The organism is Novosphingobium sp. FW305-C-30-35, from assembly GCF_058783135.1.
On the sequence record NZ_JBYSYJ010000001.1, the window covers coordinates 1,032,057 to 1,048,160 of the forward strand.

General features: G+C 64.2%; 15 protein-coding genes, 1 other RNA gene and 1 pseudogene. 13 read left to right on the forward strand and 4 right to left on the reverse strand.

What is annotated here, in order from left to right:
• Positions 1-163: 163 nt before the first annotated feature.
• Positions 164-409 carry a hypothetical protein gene (locus tag AC3WLM_RS05130; RefSeq protein ID WP_039337710.1) on the forward strand — a complete coding sequence of 82 codons (246 nt, stop codon included), beginning with the start codon at positions 164-166 and terminating at the stop codon, positions 407-409.
• Between the two features lie 137 nt (positions 410-546).
• Here AC3WLM_RS05130 and ssrA read toward each other — a convergent pair.
• Together ssrA and mscL are read right to left on the reverse strand one after the other, a co-directional pair.
• Positions 547-915, reverse strand: a transfer-messenger RNA (tmRNA) gene (gene ssrA / locus AC3WLM_RS05135).
• 42 nt (positions 916-957) lie between these two features.
• Entirely contained in the window at positions 958-1,395 is a 438-nt protein-coding gene (gene mscL, locus AC3WLM_RS05140) for a large conductance mechanosensitive channel protein MscL (RefSeq protein WP_492478094.1), read from the reverse strand.
• A gap of 166 nt (positions 1,396-1,561) precedes the next feature.
• Between mscL and AC3WLM_RS05145 the strand changes: the two genes are divergently transcribed.
• The 5 genes from AC3WLM_RS05145 (at position 1,562) to AC3WLM_RS05165 (ending at position 5,095) form a co-directional block, all read left to right on the forward strand.
• Complete coding sequence (locus AC3WLM_RS05145) at positions 1,562-2,188, forward strand: LemA family protein (RefSeq protein ID WP_062343260.1); 627 nt, start codon at positions 1,562-1,564, stop codon at positions 2,186-2,188.
• Position 2,189: 1 nt separating this feature from the next.
• Complete coding sequence (locus AC3WLM_RS05150; RefSeq protein ID WP_492476779.1) at positions 2,190-3,011, forward strand: TPM domain-containing protein; 822 nt, start codon at positions 2,190-2,192, stop codon at positions 3,009-3,011.
• Positions 3,011-3,694, forward strand: coding sequence for a TPM domain-containing protein (locus tag AC3WLM_RS05155; RefSeq protein ID WP_492476780.1), 684 nt, complete (start codon positions 3,011-3,013; stop codon positions 3,692-3,694). The genes AC3WLM_RS05150 and AC3WLM_RS05155 overlap by 1 nt, the downstream gene beginning before the upstream one ends.
• On the forward strand, positions 3,691-4,233 hold the full coding sequence (locus AC3WLM_RS05160) for an NUDIX hydrolase (protein ID WP_039337713.1): 543 nt from the start codon (positions 3,691-3,693) through the stop codon (positions 4,231-4,233). The genes AC3WLM_RS05155 and AC3WLM_RS05160 overlap by 4 nt, the downstream gene beginning before the upstream one ends.
• Before the next feature lie 82 nt (positions 4,234-4,315).
• Positions 4,316-5,095 (forward strand): SDR family oxidoreductase, encoded by a 780-nt coding sequence (locus tag AC3WLM_RS05165; RefSeq protein ID WP_492476781.1) that lies wholly within the window; start codon positions 4,316-4,318, stop codon positions 5,093-5,095.
• Between the two features lie 21 nt (positions 5,096-5,116).
• On the opposite strand, the gene AC3WLM_RS05170 is transcribed toward AC3WLM_RS05165, so the two are convergent.
• Positions 5,117-6,106: an MBL fold metallo-hydrolase gene (locus tag AC3WLM_RS05170; RefSeq protein ID WP_082734449.1), complete on the reverse strand. Its 990-nt coding sequence runs from the start codon at positions 6,104-6,106 to the stop codon at positions 5,117-5,119.
• A 96-nt stretch (positions 6,107-6,202) separates the two neighbouring features.
• The gene (locus tag AC3WLM_RS05175) at positions 6,203-7,315 is read right to left on the reverse strand and encodes an S-(hydroxymethyl)glutathione dehydrogenase/class III alcohol dehydrogenase (protein ID WP_062343266.1); all 1,113 of its coding nucleotides are present in this window, start codon (positions 7,313-7,315) and stop codon (positions 6,203-6,205) included.
• 99 nt (positions 7,316-7,414) lie between these two features.
• Between AC3WLM_RS05175 and AC3WLM_RS05180 the strand changes: the two genes are divergently transcribed.
• The 7 genes and pseudogenes from AC3WLM_RS05180 (at position 7,415) to AC3WLM_RS05210 (ending at position 16,019) form a co-directional block, all read left to right on the forward strand.
• The gene (locus AC3WLM_RS05180; protein WP_039337715.1) at positions 7,415-8,302 is read left to right on the forward strand and encodes a LysR family transcriptional regulator; all 888 of its coding nucleotides are present in this window, start codon (positions 7,415-7,417) and stop codon (positions 8,300-8,302) included.
• A gap of 117 nt (positions 8,303-8,419) precedes the next feature.
• The gene (locus AC3WLM_RS05185; protein ID WP_492476782.1) at positions 8,420-9,700 is read left to right on the forward strand and encodes an MFS transporter; all 1,281 of its coding nucleotides are present in this window, start codon (positions 8,420-8,422) and stop codon (positions 9,698-9,700) included.
• Between the two features lie 207 nt (positions 9,701-9,907).
• Positions 9,908-10,708 carry a thioesterase family protein gene (locus tag AC3WLM_RS05190; protein WP_492476783.1) on the forward strand — a complete coding sequence of 267 codons (801 nt, stop codon included), beginning with the start codon at positions 9,908-9,910 and terminating at the stop codon, positions 10,706-10,708.
• A 10-nt stretch (positions 10,709-10,718) separates the two neighbouring features.
• Positions 10,719-11,951 (forward strand): serine hydrolase domain-containing protein, encoded by a 1,233-nt coding sequence (locus AC3WLM_RS05195; RefSeq protein WP_492476784.1) that lies wholly within the window; start codon positions 10,719-10,721, stop codon positions 11,949-11,951.
• A gap of 44 nt (positions 11,952-11,995) precedes the next feature.
• Positions 11,996-13,234: pseudogene (locus AC3WLM_RS05200) on the forward strand (3-hydroxyacyl-CoA dehydrogenase); the annotation flags it as partial.
• 13 nt (positions 13,235-13,247) lie between these two features.
• Positions 13,248-14,840 carry a class I adenylate-forming enzyme family protein gene (locus tag AC3WLM_RS05205; RefSeq protein WP_492476785.1) on the forward strand — a complete coding sequence of 531 codons (1,593 nt, stop codon included), beginning with the start codon at positions 13,248-13,250 and terminating at the stop codon, positions 14,838-14,840.
• Between the two features lie 3 nt (positions 14,841-14,843).
• Positions 14,844-16,019, forward strand: a complete 1,176-nt coding sequence (locus AC3WLM_RS05210; RefSeq protein WP_492476786.1) for an acetyl-CoA C-acyltransferase — start codon at positions 14,844-14,846, stop codon at positions 16,017-16,019.
• The last annotated feature ends 85 nt before the right edge of the window (positions 16,020-16,104 follow it).

Consider the following 16,104-nt stretch of genomic DNA (forward strand, 5'->3'; position numbering starts at 1 on the left):
CTTGCGGCGTATCTTCCGAAAGGTCCGCTCCACAGGTTGTCGCTTCGCTTTACAGTGAAGATTGGATTAACCAGACTATTGCCAGCGTTTCATGATCTGGCACGATGCTTGCGGAGAGACTCGCCGACGAGGGGCGCCTCGTCAAAAGAGGATATTGCTTCGGATGTTTCGCAAGATCGGTCGCCTGTTTGTCATCAAGACCCGCTTCGAAGCGTTCGCGGTGATCTACGCGCTGGCGCTGGGCGCGGTGGAGCGCGGGCACGCCTATCTCGGTCAGTATCCGGGCTTTGCCGGCAAGTTGTTGTTCGTCGCAGCCACCGGCGCGGTGTTCATCGCCGGGGCGAAGATCCTCGACTCGCTGCGGATGGAGCGGCGGCTGCAGGAGCTTGAGGCGAAGGCCGAGGGGTAGTGCCAGCGTCCTTCGACAAGCTCAGGACGAGCGGGACTTGGGACTACCTTTTGAAAGCCGCTCATCCTGAGCTTGTCGAAGGATGGAGCAGCAATGCAAGTAGGGCGATTCTGTTGCTAGGCTCGCCCCCAGCCCCCGGTTTCCGATTCTGTTACCCGGTTCGGTCCGAACCGTGCTTTCGCTTTATAACTTCAGGGCGTTAGCCCCTAGAATTATGCGGCGAGAGCAAGTGCTTCGTTGTCGTTGGCACTTGTGAGTTTTGAGCCTTGAACGGGTTACTCAGCCCGGGCAAAAACAGCGCTTTTCAACACACGTCGATCCTAGTTCGGCCCCATCAACACCCTTGCGACAACAAGGCCCGCATCCCGAAAGACACGGTAGTGATGGTGGAGCCGCCGGGTACCGCCCCCGGGTCCGCTGTGCCTATTGCACGCCGCAGTTTATCACCATAGCCGGCCGAAACCGGCAGGGACCCATATAGGGATGCGGGCGCAAATGAAAAGGGCGGGGTTGCGCCCGCCCCTTTGAAGTTGTTCTGGCAAGGCGCTTCAGCCCTTGGCCCTCAGCGCATCGCGGATTTCGGCGAGGAGTTCGACCTCGGTCGGGCCGGCGGGCGCGGCGGGTGCTTCCTCGGCGGGCTTTTCGAAGGCCTTGTTGATCGCCTTGACCAGCAGGAAGATGATGAAGGCGACGATCACGAAATTGACGGCTTGGGTGATGAAATCACCATACCCGATCATCGGCACCCCGGCGGCCTTGAGATCCGCGTAGCTGGCCGGATCGCCCTTGTAGTCTGCCGGGACCGGGCCGAGGCGGACGAAATAGCGGCTGAAATCGACACCGCCGGTGATGAAGCCGACGACGGGCATGATCACGCTTTCGGTCAGCGAAGTGACGATCTTGCCGAATGCGCCACCAATGATCACGCCGACCGCAAGATCGAGCACATTGCCGCGCGCGATGAATTTCTTGAACTCTGCGAACATGCCGACCACTTCCCCCTTCACGTCCTGATTAACCATGATCCCTTTTCCGTTGGTTGCCATCGTGCGCGGAACGCCACAAGTGGCAATCGGTTGCAGCATGGGGGATACTTGAACCGTTTCGGCGGACCGCTATCTCTGCTGCATAACTTTAGGGGAACTCACGTCGATGGCCGCTACCCGCTTCACGCAGATCGCTTTTGCCACCGTTGCCGCTGCCAGCCTTTCGGCCTGCGGGATCAACTCGGTCCCCGCGGCCGAGGAAGAAGCCAAGGCGCGCTGGGCGGACGTCGAAAGCTCGTACCAGCGTCGTGCCGACCTGATCCCGAACCTGGTCGCCACGGCCAAGGGCGCGGCGGCTTCGGAAACCCAGATCCTGACCAACGTGACCAACGCGCGCGCCGCGGCCACGTCGATCAACATCACCACCGACGATCTTTCCAATCCGGAAGAGTTCGAGAAATTCCAGAACGCGCAGAACCAGTTGACCCAGGCGCTGGGCCAGCTGCGCACGGTGGTGGAGAACTATCCGCAGTTGCAGAGCCAGGCGCGCTTTGCCGACCTGATGGTGCAGCTCGAAGGCACCGAGAACCGCATCAATGTGAGCCGCACCCGCTATAACGAGGCGGTGCAGGCCTACAACACCACGATCCGCACCTTCCCCGACGCGATCGGCGCGAAGCTGATCCATGGGGCCAAGCCGATGGTGCCGTTCAAGGCTGCTGCCGGATCGGACGTGGCGCCGACCGTCAATTTCGACATGAACGCTCCGGCGCCTGCAGCGTCGGGCAAGTGACGTGACCCGCCAGTTGCGGGCTTTCTGGCAGACTGTTGCTCTGCTGTTCCTGCTGATCGCGGGAGCAGCACACGCGGCCATGCCCGCACGGCCTCCGGGACCGGTGCTGGATCAGGCCGGGATCATACCCGATGCCGACGAGGCGGCGCTTGCGCAGAGGCTTTCCGCCTACAACGCGCAGACCGGGCGGGCGGTGATCGTGGCCACGGTCGCCTCGCTCGACGGGCAGGATATCGAGACATATGCCAATACGCTGTTCCGGACCTGGGGCGTGGGCGGGAAGGAGACCGACCAAGGCCTTCTGTTCCTGATTGCGCCCAATGACCGCAAGGTGCGGATCGAGGTGGGCTATGGGCTGGAGGAGTTCCTGCCCGACGTACTCGCTGGCCGGATCATCTCGGGCGCGGTGACGCCGCTCTTCAAGGCGGGCGACTATCCGGGTGGCATAAACGCCGGCATCGACCAGATCCTGACCCAGCTTAACCGCAGTCCCTCAGATGCCAAAGCTGTGGCGGAAGCGGCCAAGGCCGGTGCGCGCGAGGGCGTCTCAGGCGGATCGACCATAGGCAGCGCGATATTCTGGGTGGTTCTGATCGTGGTGATGATCGCCGTCTTCGGCCGTCGTCGGAAGGGTTATGAGCAGCGGCGCAGCGGAATCGATCCGGGCATCGTGCTGTGGGGCATCAGCGAAATTGCGCGTGCCGCATCGGATAACCGCCATTCCGGCGGCTGGGGCGGCGGCGGCGGGTCCGACTGGGGCGGTGGCTTCGGTGGCTTTGGCGGCGGCGATTCCGGTGGCGGCGGCGCTTCGGGGGACTGGTGATGAGCAGGCTGGTGCAGATGACCGAGGCAGATCACAAGCTGGTCTCCGACGCCGTGGCCGCAGCCGAGGCGCAGAGCGCGGGCGAGATCGTGACGATCGTGACGCCGCGTTCCGACAGCTACCGCGACGTGGCGCTGGTCTGGAGCGCTCTGGTGGCGTTCGTGGCGCTGGCCGTCGTGGACATGTTTGCCGGGTTCTACCTGCCCGTCGTCGAGCAGGTGCTGGGGTTGTGGGCGTTCGAATGGACTCCGCGCGCCGTACTGGGACTGGCGCTGACGGTTATCACGCTGAAGTTCGGGGCCATGTACCTGCTCATGCGGTTCACGCCGCTAGGCCTGTGGCTGACGCCGCGCCGGGTCCGCAATGCGCGGGTGCGCGAGCGGGCGCTGACGTGTTTCCGGGTTGGGGCAGAAAGCCGGACGACTGGCCATACCGGCGTGCTGATCTACCTGAGCCTTGCCGAGCACCGAGCCGAGATCATCGCCGATGCGGCGATTGCCTCGAAGGTTTCGCCCGAGACCTGGGGGCTGGCGATGAAAGCCATGCTTGACCCGCTGCGGCAGGGACGGATGGCGGAAGGCATGGCAGCGGCGGTGGCCGGGGTGGGCAGGGTCCTGGCCGAGCATTTCCCACGATCCAGCGATGACAAGAACGAACTGCCCGACAGGTTGATCGAAGTATGAGTCTTGAAGAAGAGTACCGCGACCATCCCGAGCAGGTGCACTGGCAAGGGCGTTTCATCGTCGCCAAGACGCGCGGACGGTGGGAATATGTCTCGCGCAATCGCAACATCAAGGCGGCGGTAATCCTTGCGATCGAAGACGGGCACGTGCTGCTGGTCGAGCAGTTCCGCGTGCCTCTTGGGCGCCCGTGCATCGAACTGCCCGCCGGGCTGATCGGTGACGAAGCAGGTGCGGAGAACGAGGACCCGGCCGCTGCGGCCGCGCGCGAACTGGAGGAAGAGACCGGCTATCGGCCGGGGCGGATCGAATCGCTGGGCGAGTTCCATTCCTCGCCGGGCATGGTGACCGAGGCCTTCACGCTGTTCCGCGCGCGCGATCTGGAAAAAGTTTCCGAGGGCGGCGGCGTGGAAGGCGAAGGCATTACCGTCCACCGGGTTGCCCTTACGGAAATCGAGCGCTTCCTCAGCCAGAAGCGCGGCCAAGGCTATGCCATCGACGTGCGGATGTTGCTGCTGCTCGCGCCGGGAATCATGGGCTGATCTTGCGCTGACGTTTCCGGGACTTGCGCGATCGGTCCCAACTTGCTTGGTTGACGCAAACGGAAAGCAGGAGAGCGTCACGATGGGCAGGGTTCAGGGCAAGAAGGCACTCGTCACCGGGGCAGCGCAGGGCCTTGGTGCCGCGCATGCGTGGATGCTGGCGCGCGAGGGGGCACGGGTCCTGCTGACCGACATCAACGGCGATGGCGCAGCGGCGCAGGCCGAAGCGATCAACGCCGAACTGGGTGCCGGGACGGCCTTTGCCATGCGCCATGACGTGACCCAGGAAAGCGATTGGGACGCAGTGATTGCGCTGGCGGCGGAAAAGCTGGGCGGACTTTCGGTGCTGGTCAACAACGCTGGCGTTGGCGTGCGCGGGAATATCGAAACCTGCACGCTGGAGGAATGGCATCGCGGCTTCGCGATCAATGTCGATTCCGTTTTTCTCGGCTGCCAGAAGGCCCTGCCCCTGCTGCGCGACAACCAGCCTGCCTCGATCGTCAACATCAGCTCGATCGCCGGCCTGATCGCTTCGGACACCATGCCCGGCTATAATGCCAGCAAGGCGGCGGTGTGGATGCTGACCAAATCGGTTGCGCTCTATTGCGCCAAGCGCGGCTGGGACGTGCGCTGCAATTCGGTGCATCCCACGTTCGTGGACACGCCGATCCTTGACGGCATCGCGACGAATGCGAACATCGACAAGGACGTGGTCATGGGCAAGCTCGCCCGCCAGATCCCCTTGGGCCGCGTGGGCGAACCGGACGACATTGCTGCGGGCGTGCTTTACCTCGCCAGCGATGAGAGCCGCTTCATGACCGGGGCAGAACTGAAGCTCGACGGCGGGATTTCGGCGATGTGAGGCTTGCCGTTCGACGGCCTGTTATTTGCAGGCGACGTCGAATGACTGGAGATCGATCGCGAGTTCGACCGGGCCTGAATAGCTTCGGCTGATGCCTTCGCGCAGTCGGGCCTCGTAATGGGCAAGCGGTGCCGGCGGGATGGCGAAGTGCGTCAGAACAAGCCTCGACACATTTGCCCTTGCGGCGAGGCCGCCAAGATCGACCGGCGTGATGTGATGCGTCGAGAGGTGCTTGCTCATGGACTGAAACAAGGCTTCGGGCATGTCGGGGCGCGTCTTGCGGATGGACGCAAGTATCGGATCGAGATCGATGACTTCGCTGACGAGCAAGTCGGTGCCGGTTGCGAGTTTCTCGAACCCTGTGCTCGGGCCAGTGTCACCGGAATAGGTGATTGATCGCGAGCCGAGCTGAAACCGGTAGCTGAGCGAAATTGCCCGGTCGGCCTTCCCTGAGGCCGATTCATCGTAATGGGAATTCTCGATAGCAGAGATTTTCACGTTGCCCGCCCAGACCTGATCGCCCGACCGCAATTCAACGACTTTTACGGTCTCCGTCGGGGGGGTGCTCTTTTGCCCGAGCCCGAAACCTACGCGCGACTGCGGGCCCATCGTGGTAATGATCCCGTCCACAATCTCGCGCGTGCCGGGCGGGCCATAAATGGTCAACTGGCCAGGCATGTTGTTCATCCAGCGCAGGCCTATGACCGCAGGCAGTCCGCCAGTATGATCCATGTGGTGATGACTGATGAAGACGGCATTGATGCGAGTCAGATCAAGGCCGCGACGTGCAAGTTGCACCACCGTACCGTCACCAGCATCCACCAGTGCGGAGAAGTCATCGGCGGTGAGCAGGTTGGCAGGTTCTGATCGGTCAGGGGTCGGCACCGGCCCACCCGCGGTTCCCAGCGTCATCCATCGCAATGGCGGACAGGTTTCAGCCGCAGCAGCCTGTTGTGCACACAGGCAGGCAAGCGCCGCGAGCGCAGCGGAAACGCATGCTCTGATGGCCATCACGAAAATCCTCTCACCGATACGTTATCTGGCCGCCTTCATCCCGGGATTGCGGGCGCTTTACAATCCCGGGAGTTCCAGACGCAGCAAACCGGTTCAAAATACCACGACCGAGCGGATCGACTTGCCGGCGTGCATCAGGTCGAACGCGGTGTTGATTTCCTCAAGGCCCATGACGTGGGTGATCATGGGGTCGATCTCGATCTTGCCGGTCATGTACATGTCAACGATCTTGGGCACGTCGGTGCGGCCCTTCGCGCCGCCGAATGCGGTGCCGCGCCAGTTGCGACCAGTGACGAGCTGGAACGGGCGGGTGCTGATTTCCTTGCCGGCTTCGGCCACGCCGATGATGATGGAGGTGCCCCAGCCGCGGTGGCAGGCTTCCAGCGCGGTGCGCATGACTTCGGTGTTGCCGGTTGCGTCGAAGGTATAGTCGGCGCCGCCGTCGGTCATCTGGACGATCTTGGCCACGGTGTCCTCGCGGCTCATGCCCTTCGAGTTGAGGAAGTCGGTCATGCCGAACTTGCGGCCCCATTCCTCGCGATCGGGGTTGATGTCGACGCCGATGATCTTGTTGGCGCCGGCAAGGCGCGCGCCCTGGATCACGTTGAGGCCGATGCCGCCGAGACCGAAGACCACGACGTTGTCACCCACCTGGACCTTGGCAGTGTTGACGACGGCGCCGACGCCCGTCGTCACGCCGCAGCCGATGTAGCAGGCCGACTGGAACGGCGCGTCCTCGCGGATCTTCGCCACCGCGATCTCTGGCAGGACGGTGAAGTTCGAGAAGGTGGAGCAACCCATGTAGTGGAAGATGGTCTGCCCCTTGTAGGAGAAGCGGCTGGTGCCATCGGGCATCAGGCCCTGCCCCTGCGTGGCGCGGATCGCGGTGCACAGGTTGGTCTTGCCCGAGAGGCAGCTTTTGCACTGGCGGCATTCCGGCGTGTAGAGCGGGATCACGTGATCGCCGGGCTTTACCGAGGTGACGCCGGGGCCGACTTCACGCACCACGCCCGCACCTTCATGGCCGAGCACGCTGGGGAAGATGCCTTCGCTGTCGAACCCGTCGAGCGTGTAGGCATCGGTATGGCAGACGCCGGTGGCCATGATTTCGACGAGGACTTCGCCAGCTTTGGGGCCTTCAAGGTCGAGCTCGACGATTTCGAGCGGCTGCTTGGGCGCGAACGCTACGGCGGCGCGGGTCTTCATGGTGTCCGGTCTCCCTTTGGATGTGGCGGCGCGTTAGCATAATTGCTACGGCAGTGTTAAATTGCACAATATGCGAAACACTGTTGCAAGACGAGAATAATGAGCAATCGCTGGGACGGGATAGATGAAGTGGTGGCGGTTGCCGATACCGGCACCTTCGTGGCGGCGGCAAAGCGGCTGGGGACATCGACTTCCCACGTGAGCCGGGCCGTGGCGCGGCTGGAGCAGAGCCTTGGCGCGCAGTTCTTCCACCGCACGACGCGGGCTGTCAGCCTGACGGACACCGGGCGCACGCTGGTCGACCAGTTTCGCCGCCTGATTGCCGAGCGCGACGAGGCGATTGCCATGCTCGACTTGCAGGGCGAACCGCAGGGGCACTTGCGCATCACCTGCCCGACCGCGCTGGGCGAGCGCTTCGTCGCGCCGATCGTGCGCGCCTATGTGCAGGATTATCCGAAGCTTTCGGTGGACCTTGACCTCTCGAACCGCGTGGTTGAGCTGGTCTCGGAAGGGTACGATCTGGCCATTCGCACCGGCACCCTGCCGGACAGCCGCCTGATCCGCACGCAGATCGCCACGCGCGGGATCGTCACTTGCGCTTCGCCGGCGTACCTGGCCGCGCATGGCACGCCCGAGACGGTGGACGACCTCGAGGCGCATGACTGCATCCCCGCAACGCTCGACATGTGGCGCTATCTGGTGGACGGCGAAGTGCGCACGGTGCGACCACGGGGGCGCTGGCGGTGCAGCAACGGGACAGCGGTCTTCGATGCGGCGATGGCGGGGTTGGGCCTGTGCCAGTTGCCCGAATTCTACGTGAGCAGGGCGATTGCCGAAGGCGCGCTGGTCGAAGTCCTGTCGCAGTTCAGGCCCGAGGTCGATCCGATCTGGGCGGTCTACCCGCAGCGGCGGCACTTGCTGCCCAAGGTTCAACGGATCATCGAAAAACTGCGGCGCGAACTGGCCCCGGCCATGGCGGCGGGTTGAAATGGAGCGCGTTCTGTGAGAACGTTCACAGTAATAGCTATGCAACAAGCATGACAAGGCTGTCAGCGGTGGCTAGAAGGCGCGATACGCCAAATATGGCTGGGTGAGGAGAGATACGTGGCAGGCAGCAATGCACATTCAGGTTCGCAGAGGGCCGCGTTCATCGCGGTTACCGTGCTGTTCTTTGCCTGGGGTTTCATCACCTCGCTGATCGATCCGCTCGTCGCCGCAGTGAAGGGCATCTTCACGCTGACCACGCTGGAAGCACAGCTTTCGGCCTTTGCCTTCTTTATCGCCTATGGTGTGATGAGCTTCCCGGCGGCAGCGATCATCGGACGCCTGCGAGCCGTTCCGGCGATCCTGCTGGCGCTGGCAACGATGGTCGTGGCCTGCCTTGTGATGCTTGCTGCGGCCAACATCGCGTCATACCCGCTGGTGCTGACCGGACTGTTCATGCTCGCTGCGGGCATCACGGTGCTGCAGGTTGCCGCGAACCCGCTGGCCGCAGCGCTCGGCAAGCCCGAAGGCAGCCATTTCCGACTCACGCTTTCGCAGACGTTCAATTCGTTCGGCACCTTCCTTGGCCCGGCCCTTGGCGCATCGCTGTTCCTGAAAGGCGTGGAGGTTTCGGAAGGCACCGCGCTGACGCCTGAAGTGCGCGAGGCGGCGCTGGCCGGGATCGACCGCGCCTACTTCTGGATCTGCGGACTGCTGATCGTGCTGCTGGCGTTCTTCTTCGTCAACCGCGCGCGCATTTCGGCGGCGGCCCCTCCAGCGCAGCCGACCGGCGGCATCGGCGCTCTGCTCGGCCAGGCGTTCTCGTCGCGCTGGGCGGTGCTGGGTGCGGCTGCGATCTTCATCTACGTGGGCGCGGAAGTGACCATCGGCACGCAGATGGCATTCTACCTCAACAACCCGGGCATCTGGAATGTAAGCCTCGAACAGGCGGGCAAGGCCGTGTCGTTCTACTGGGGTGGCGCCATGGTTGGCCGCGCGATCGGCACGGTGCTGCTCGCCCGCTTCCCGGCGGCACGGCTGATGACCCTGTTTGCTGCGATTGCCGCGGCCATGTGCGCCTATCTGTTCCTCGTCGGCGGCGTTTCGGCGGGATACGTGGCGCTGGCGATCGGGCTGTTCAATTCGATCATGTTCCCGGTGATCTTCACGCTGACGCTGGAGCGTTCCTCGGCCAGCGAAGAGGCGACCTCGGGACTGCTGTGCACCGGCATCATCGGGGGCGCGCTGATTCCGGCGCTGGCCGGTGGAGTGACGGATGCGGCTGGCATCTTCGCTTCGTTCCTTGTGCCGCTGGTTTGCTACGTGCTGCTGGTCGTGTTTGCCGCGAGCGCGGCAAAGGCGCCGATCCTGCGCCGCGCAAGTGGCGAAAGCATGCACTGATCCGCATTACCTGACGACACGAGAACGCATCGGCCCCGGTCCTTGCGCCGGGGCCGAATTTTTTTGGCCGCCCGAGGCCGTGCGTGCCGTAGCGTAAGGGCCTCGTTCCGGTTCGGACCGGGCGCCCACCCCCTTTCCCTTTACGTAAACTTCCACTAGCTCTTGGGTCACAGAGTCGTTCCAGCGACAGGCGACCGGGAGAGAGCATTGGAAGCTGCAATCGGCATGGACGCACAAGCGATCGGCACAATCGCCAAAGGGCTGGCGGGAGCCGGTCTCGACTTTTCCGTGCGCGGCGTTGACGGCTGGCTGCAGGGGCGCACGATGTATGGCGGGGCATCCTCGTTCCTCGCCTATGCCGCGGCCCGCAAGGCGCGGCCCGACCTGCCGCCGCTGCGCGGGGGCCAGATCAGCTTCCTCGCCCCGGTGGGGTCCGACCTGGACATCACCGTAGCAAGCCTGCGCGAAGGCAAGAGCGTGGCCAACATCCAGACCGACATGACAAGCGGGGGCACCCTGGCGCATCGTGCCGCGTGGGTATTCGGCAGTGCGCGGCCATCGAACGGATCGGTCACGCCGCAGCGCGCGGAAAACTTCATATCCCATACCGAGATGGAGGAATTGGGTTCGCCCGAGGGGCTGCACTTCATCCAGAAATTCGAACTGCGCCGCGGCGAAGCAAAGGAAGATCGGCGTCCGGGCGTTGTGCGGCGCTGGGTGCGTCTGCGCGACCGTACCGAACTGGATCCCATCGGAGAGCTGGTGCTGATCGGCGATACGCTGCCGCCCGGATCGATGCGCGCGATGGAGCGCAGAGGCCCGATCAGCTCGATCAACTGGGCGTTCACCCTGCTGGGAGACTCCCCGCAAACGCGCGACGGCTGGTGGCTGCTCGAGACGGCTTCGAACCACATGGCCGAGGGCTTCAGCAGCGAGAGCTTGCGCATGTGGAACGCCGACGGCGTGCAGGTGATGCACGGCCTGCAGAGCGTGGCAATCTTTGGCTGAGGGGAAGGACATGGAACTGGCCGACGCGCAATCGCTGGGGTTCGAGCCTGACCGGCTGGACCGGATCGGAGCCTATCTCGACGAGCACTATATCGCCAGCGGGCGCTTGCCGGGGCTCGACGTGCTGGTCGCGCGCGATGGCGAGGCGGTCTATCGCCACACCGCAGGCCGTGCGCGCGAGGACGGGACGCCGATGGCGGTGGATACGATCTGCCGCATAGCCTCGATGACCAAGCCGCTGACGTCGGTCGCATTCATGATGCTGGTCGAGGAAGGCAAGGTTGCGCTCGACGATCCGGTGACGAAAGTGATCCCGGAGTTTGCCAGCCTTGGCGTCTATGCCGGAGGCGGCGGCGAGGTGGATTTCATGCCCGTCCGCCCCGCCCCGGTGATGCGCATGGTCGACCTGATCACGCACCAGTCGGGCCTGACCTACGGCATCCAGAACCGCACCAACGTGGACGCCGCCTATCGCAAGGCGCGGCTGGACGGGCACGCCAGCCTGCCCGGCAACGACCATTTCGTCGAGCAACTGGCCAAGTTGCCGCTGGAGTTCGAGCCGGGACAGGCGTGGAACTATTCGGTGGGCACCGACGTGCTGGGCGTGGTGGTGGCGCGGCTTTCGGGGATGAGCCTTGGCGAGTTCCTGCGCACGCGCATCCTCGATCCGCTGGGCATGGTCGACACCGGGTTCCATTGCCCCGACGACAAGGCGCATCGGCTTGCCGATGCCTGGGCCTACCAGGCCGGGCAGCCGCCGCAGTTGTTCGATCCCGCCGAGAAATCGGGCACGCGCCGAGTGCCACGCTTCGAAAGCGGAGGTGGCGGGCTGTTGTCGACCACGGCGGATTACCACCGCTTCTGCCGCATGCTCGTGAACGGCGGCGCGGCAGACGGGGTGCGTATCCTCAGCCCCAAGACGCTCCAGTTGATGACCGCCAACCACCTGCCCGGCGGCGCGGATCTGACGCAGGTGTCCAAGGCTCTGTTCAGCGAGGCCTACAACGCGGGCGCTGGATTCGGCCTTGGCTTCGGCATGACCATCGACCCGGCGAAGGCGCTGGTGCCGGGGTCAGCCGGCGAGTTCTACTGGGGCGGCATCTTTTCGACCGCGTTCTTCGTGGACCCGGTGGAGAAGGTCCACGCGGTCTTCATGACCCAGCTCTACCCTTCGTTCATCTATCCCATCCGGCGTCAGTTGAAGACGCTGATCTACAGCGCGCTGGCCACCAGCCGCGCCTGATCCAGCTTTAGGAGAGAACCACGATGTCCGACCCCATCCCCGGTGCCAAGGAGCACATCGACGCCGCTCGGAAGCTGGCAGCGACCATCGACGATATCCCGGCTGACACGCAGCTGCTTCCCATCAACCGCGTCGGCGTGATCGGCGCTGGCACGATGGGCGGCGGCATCACCATGAACTTCCTGACGGCGGGCATTCCGGTGACCATCGTGGAAATGACGCAGGAAGCGCTCGATCGCGGCGTTGCCACCATGCGCAAGAACTACGAGAACACCGTCAAGCGCGGCAAGATGGAGGCCGCAGACGCCGAGGCCGCGATGGGCCGGCTGACGCCGACGCTGGACTTCGGGGCGCTGGCCGAGGCCGATCTGGTGATCGAGGCGGTCTATGAAAGCATGGACGTGAAGAAGGACGTGTTCGGCCGGCTCGACAAGGTGGCCAAGCCGGGCGCGATCCTCGCCTCCAACACCAGCTATCTCGACATCGACGAGATCGCCAGTGTCACCTCGCGCCCGGAAGCGGTGCTGGGCATGCACTTCTTCTCGCCCGCCAACGTGATGAAGCTGCTTGAAGTCGTGCGCGGCAAGGCGACGGGCAAGGCGCAGCTGGCAACGGTGATGGCGCTTTCGGTGAAGATCGGGAAGGTGCCGGTGGTCTCGGGCGTGTGCCATGGCTTCATCGGCAACCGCATGCTCTCACCCCGTCAGGCGCAGGCCCATGCGCTGATCATGGAAGGCGCGAACTATTGGGACGTGGACGAGGCGCTGCTCGAATTCGGTTTCCCGATGGGGCCGTGGCAGATGGCCGATCTTGCCGGTGTGGACATCGGCTGGCACCGCGATCCCAATCGGATCGAGACTTTGCGCGATGCGCTCTGCGCGGTCGGCCGCTGGGGGCAGAAGACGAAGAAGGGCTTCTACGACTACGACGACAACCGCCAGCGTTCGCCTTCGGACGAAGTGAAGGCGATCATCGCCGATTTCGCCCAGAAGGAAGGCAAGCCACAGCGCTCGATTGAAAAGGACGAGATCCGCGAACGCCTGCTCTATCCGATGATCAGCGAAGGCGCACTGATCCTCGAGGAAGGCATTTCGCAGCGGGCGAGCGATATCGATACCGTGTGGCTCAACGGCTATGGCTGGCCTGCATGGACCGGCGGGCCGATGTTCTGGGCCGATCATATCGGGCTCGATACCGTGGTCGCGGGCCTGAAGAAGCACGGCCTTCCCGTCGCACCCCTGCTGGAGCGCAAGGCGGCTGCAGGCGAGAAGTTCAACGGCTGACCGGAGAACTGCGATGCGGATCGAGGATATCGTCGAGAGCGAGTTCACGCCGCTGAGCGACATTCTGCGCGCCCATGCCGCAAGGCGGGGTGATGCGGTGGCGCTGGCGGACGAGAACCGCACTGTCGGCTGGGCCGAGATGGACGCCCTGCTCGACCGCATCGCCACGGCCCTGCAGCGCGAGGGCGTGCAAAGGCACGAGCCTGTGGCCATCGCGGCAATGAACGCGGTGACCACGGGCCTCGCTTTCCTCGGCGCGATCCGGGCAGGCGCGGTGGCAGCGCCGCTGACATCCACCGCGACGCCGGAAACGATCATCGCCATGCTTGAGGACAGCGGGAGCCGGGTGCTCTTGCTGGACAAGGAGATTTCTCGCCGTCTCGCGGGGCTGGACCTGCCTGAAGGCGTGAAGCGCATCGCGCTGGACGACAGCGATGCAGGCGAGCCGTTCAGCACGTGGATCGCCGAGGAAGGCGCCAAGCCGGAGGAGCGGACCCCTGCCCCCGGCGATCCGTTCAACATCATCTATTCCTCAGGCACCACCGGTGCACCCAAGGGCATCGTGCAGAGCCACAAGATGCGCCACGAATATGCCCGGCGCACCATCCCCGCAGGGTATGGCGACGATACGGCGGTGATCTGTTCGACCCCGCTCTATTCCAACACCACGCTGGTCAGCTTCCTTCCTGCCCTTACCGCAGGCGGCAAGGTGGTGCTGATGCGCAAGTTCGATGCGCGCACGTTCCTGCAATTGTCCGAGCGCGAGCGGGTGACGCACGCCATGCTCGTGCCGGTGCAGTACCGGCGGATCATCGAAGTGCCCGACTTCGACCGCTTCGACCTGTCATCCTACAAGCTCAAGTCCTGCACCTCTGCGCCCTTCCCCGCCTGGCTCAAGGCCGATGTGCTCAAGCGCTGGCCGGGCGGCCTGACCGATGGCTATGGCATGACCGAGGGCGGCGCGACGGCGATCCTGCTGGCGCACCTGCACCCGGACAAGTTGCACACCGTCGGCCAGCCTTCCCCCGGCCATATCATCAAGATCATCGACGAGGACGGCAACGAGCTGCCGCAAGGCGAAGTGGGCGAGATCGTCGGCCATTCGCCGATCATGATGAACGGCTATCACAACAAGGCCGACAAGACCCGCGAGGTCGAGTGGTACGATGCCGAGGGACGCCGCTACATCCGCCACGGCGATGTCGGCAAGTTCGACGAGGACGGCTTCCTGATCCTGATGGACCGCGCCAAGGACATGATCATCTCGGGCGGGTTCAACATCTACCCCAGCGATCTGGAGGCTGAACTGACCCGGCAGAGCGCGGTGAAGGAAGCCGCTGTGGTGGGCGTGGCTTCGGATGCCTGGGGCGAAACGCCATTGGCGGTAGTCGTTCTGGCTGATCCTTCGGCCGACCCCCAGGCCGTCCTGGCAGAAGCCAACAGACACCTGGGCAAGACGCAGCGCATTTCCGCGATCGAAGTGGTGGACGAACTCCCCCGCAGCCCGATCGGCAAGGTGCTCAAGCGCGAATTGCGCGACAGGTTCGGCGGCAATCCCATCCTCGCCGCCACATCGCTTGAAAAAACATCCCCAGCAGGAGCTTGAACCATGCGTGACGCCGTAATCGTATCGACCGCCCGCACGCCCATCGGGCGCGCCTACAAGGGCGCCTTCAACGCCACGCCGGGCGCAACGCTCGGCGCACTTTCCTTGCAGGCCGCCGTTGCCCGCGCCGGGATCGATCCGGCCGAAGTTGACGACGTGCTGTGGGGTGCAGCGCTGCAGCAGGGCGCGCAGGCGGGCAACATCGCGCGCCAGGTCGCGCTGCGTGCGGGCCTGCCGATCACCACATCGGGCATGAGCATGGACCGTCAGTGCTCGTCGGGCCTGATGACCATTGCCACCGCCGCCAAGCAGGTGATCATCGACCGCATGGACGTGGTTGCCGCAGGCGGCCAGGAATCGATCAGCCTGGTCCAGACCAAGGACATGCGCGTCGCCCCGGACAAGAGCCTGATGGCGATGCACAAGGCGATCTACATGCCGATGCTGCAGACCGCCGAGATCGTCGGACAGCGCTATGGCATCAGCCGCGAACAGTGCGACGAATATGCCCTGCAATCGCAGCAGCGCACCGCCGCCGCGCAAGCCTCCGGCAAGTTCGATAGCGAGATCGTCGCGGTCGATACCTCGATGGGCGTCCAGAACAAGGAAACCGGGGAGATCACCTTCCAGGACGTCCACCTGACCAAGGACGAAGGCAATCGCCCCTCGACCACCATCGAGAACCTGCAGGCATTGAAGCCGGTGATCGAAGGCGGCATCGTGACCGCGGGCAACGCCAGCCAGCTTTCCGACGGATCGTCGGCCGTGATCGTGATGGAAGCAGACCTTGCCGCCAAGCGCGGGCTCACGCCGCTGGGCCGTTATGTCGGCATGGCGGTGGCGGGCACCGAGCCTGACGAAATGGGCATCGGCCCGGTCTTCGCCATCCCCAAGCTGCTGCAGCGCTTCGGCCTCAAGATGGACGACATCGGCCTGTGGGAACTGAACGAGGCCTTCGCCGTGCAGGTGCTCTATTGCCGCGACAAGCTGGGCATTCCCAACGACCTGCTCAACGTCAACGGCGGCTCGATCTCGATCGGCCACCCCTATGGCATGACTGGCGCCCGCTGCACCGGCCACGCCCTTATCGAAGGCAAGCGTCGTGGGGCGAAGCATGTCGTCGTGACGATGTGCGTCGGCGGCGGCATGGGTGCCGCGGGGCTGTTCGAGGTGCTTTGATCCGATAAGCCGGGAATGCCCACCCCCGACCCCTCCCGCTTGCGGGAGGGGGGAAGAATAGGGGCGAACCTTAATTCCCCTCCCG

Bases quoted from the DNA above. Each gene is read 5' to 3' on its own strand.
- AC3WLM_RS05130 (WP_039337710.1), top strand. From the start codon at position 164: ATGTTTCGCAAGATCGGTCGCCTGTTTGTCATCAAGACCCGCTTCGAA.
- mscL (WP_492478094.1), bottom strand. From the start codon at position 1,395: ATGTTCGCAGAGTTCAAGAAATTCATCGCGCGCGGCAATGTGCTCGAT.
- AC3WLM_RS05145 (WP_062343260.1), top strand. From the start codon at position 1,562: ATGGCCGCTACCCGCTTCACGCAGATCGCTTTTGCCACCGTTGCCGCT.
- AC3WLM_RS05155 (WP_492476780.1), top strand. From the start codon at position 3,011: ATGAGCAGGCTGGTGCAGATGACCGAGGCAGATCACAAGCTGGTCTCC.
- AC3WLM_RS05160 (WP_039337713.1), top strand. From the start codon at position 3,691: ATGAGTCTTGAAGAAGAGTACCGCGACCATCCCGAGCAGGTGCACTGG.
- AC3WLM_RS05165 (WP_492476781.1), top strand. From the start codon at position 4,316: ATGGGCAGGGTTCAGGGCAAGAAGGCACTCGTCACCGGGGCAGCGCAG.
- AC3WLM_RS05170 (WP_082734449.1), bottom strand. From the start codon at position 6,106: ATGGCCATCAGAGCATGCGTTTCCGCTGCGCTCGCGGCGCTTGCCTGC.
- AC3WLM_RS05175 (WP_062343266.1), bottom strand. From the start codon at position 7,315: ATGAAGACCCGCGCCGCCGTAGCGTTCGCGCCCAAGCAGCCGCTCGAA.
- AC3WLM_RS05180 (WP_039337715.1), top strand. From the start codon at position 7,415: ATGAGCAATCGCTGGGACGGGATAGATGAAGTGGTGGCGGTTGCCGAT.
- AC3WLM_RS05195 (WP_492476784.1), top strand. From the start codon at position 10,719: ATGGAACTGGCCGACGCGCAATCGCTGGGGTTCGAGCCTGACCGGCTG.
- AC3WLM_RS05205 (WP_492476785.1), top strand. From the start codon at position 13,248: ATGCGGATCGAGGATATCGTCGAGAGCGAGTTCACGCCGCTGAGCGAC.
- AC3WLM_RS05210 (WP_492476786.1), top strand. From the start codon at position 14,844: ATGCGTGACGCCGTAATCGTATCGACCGCCCGCACGCCCATCGGGCGC.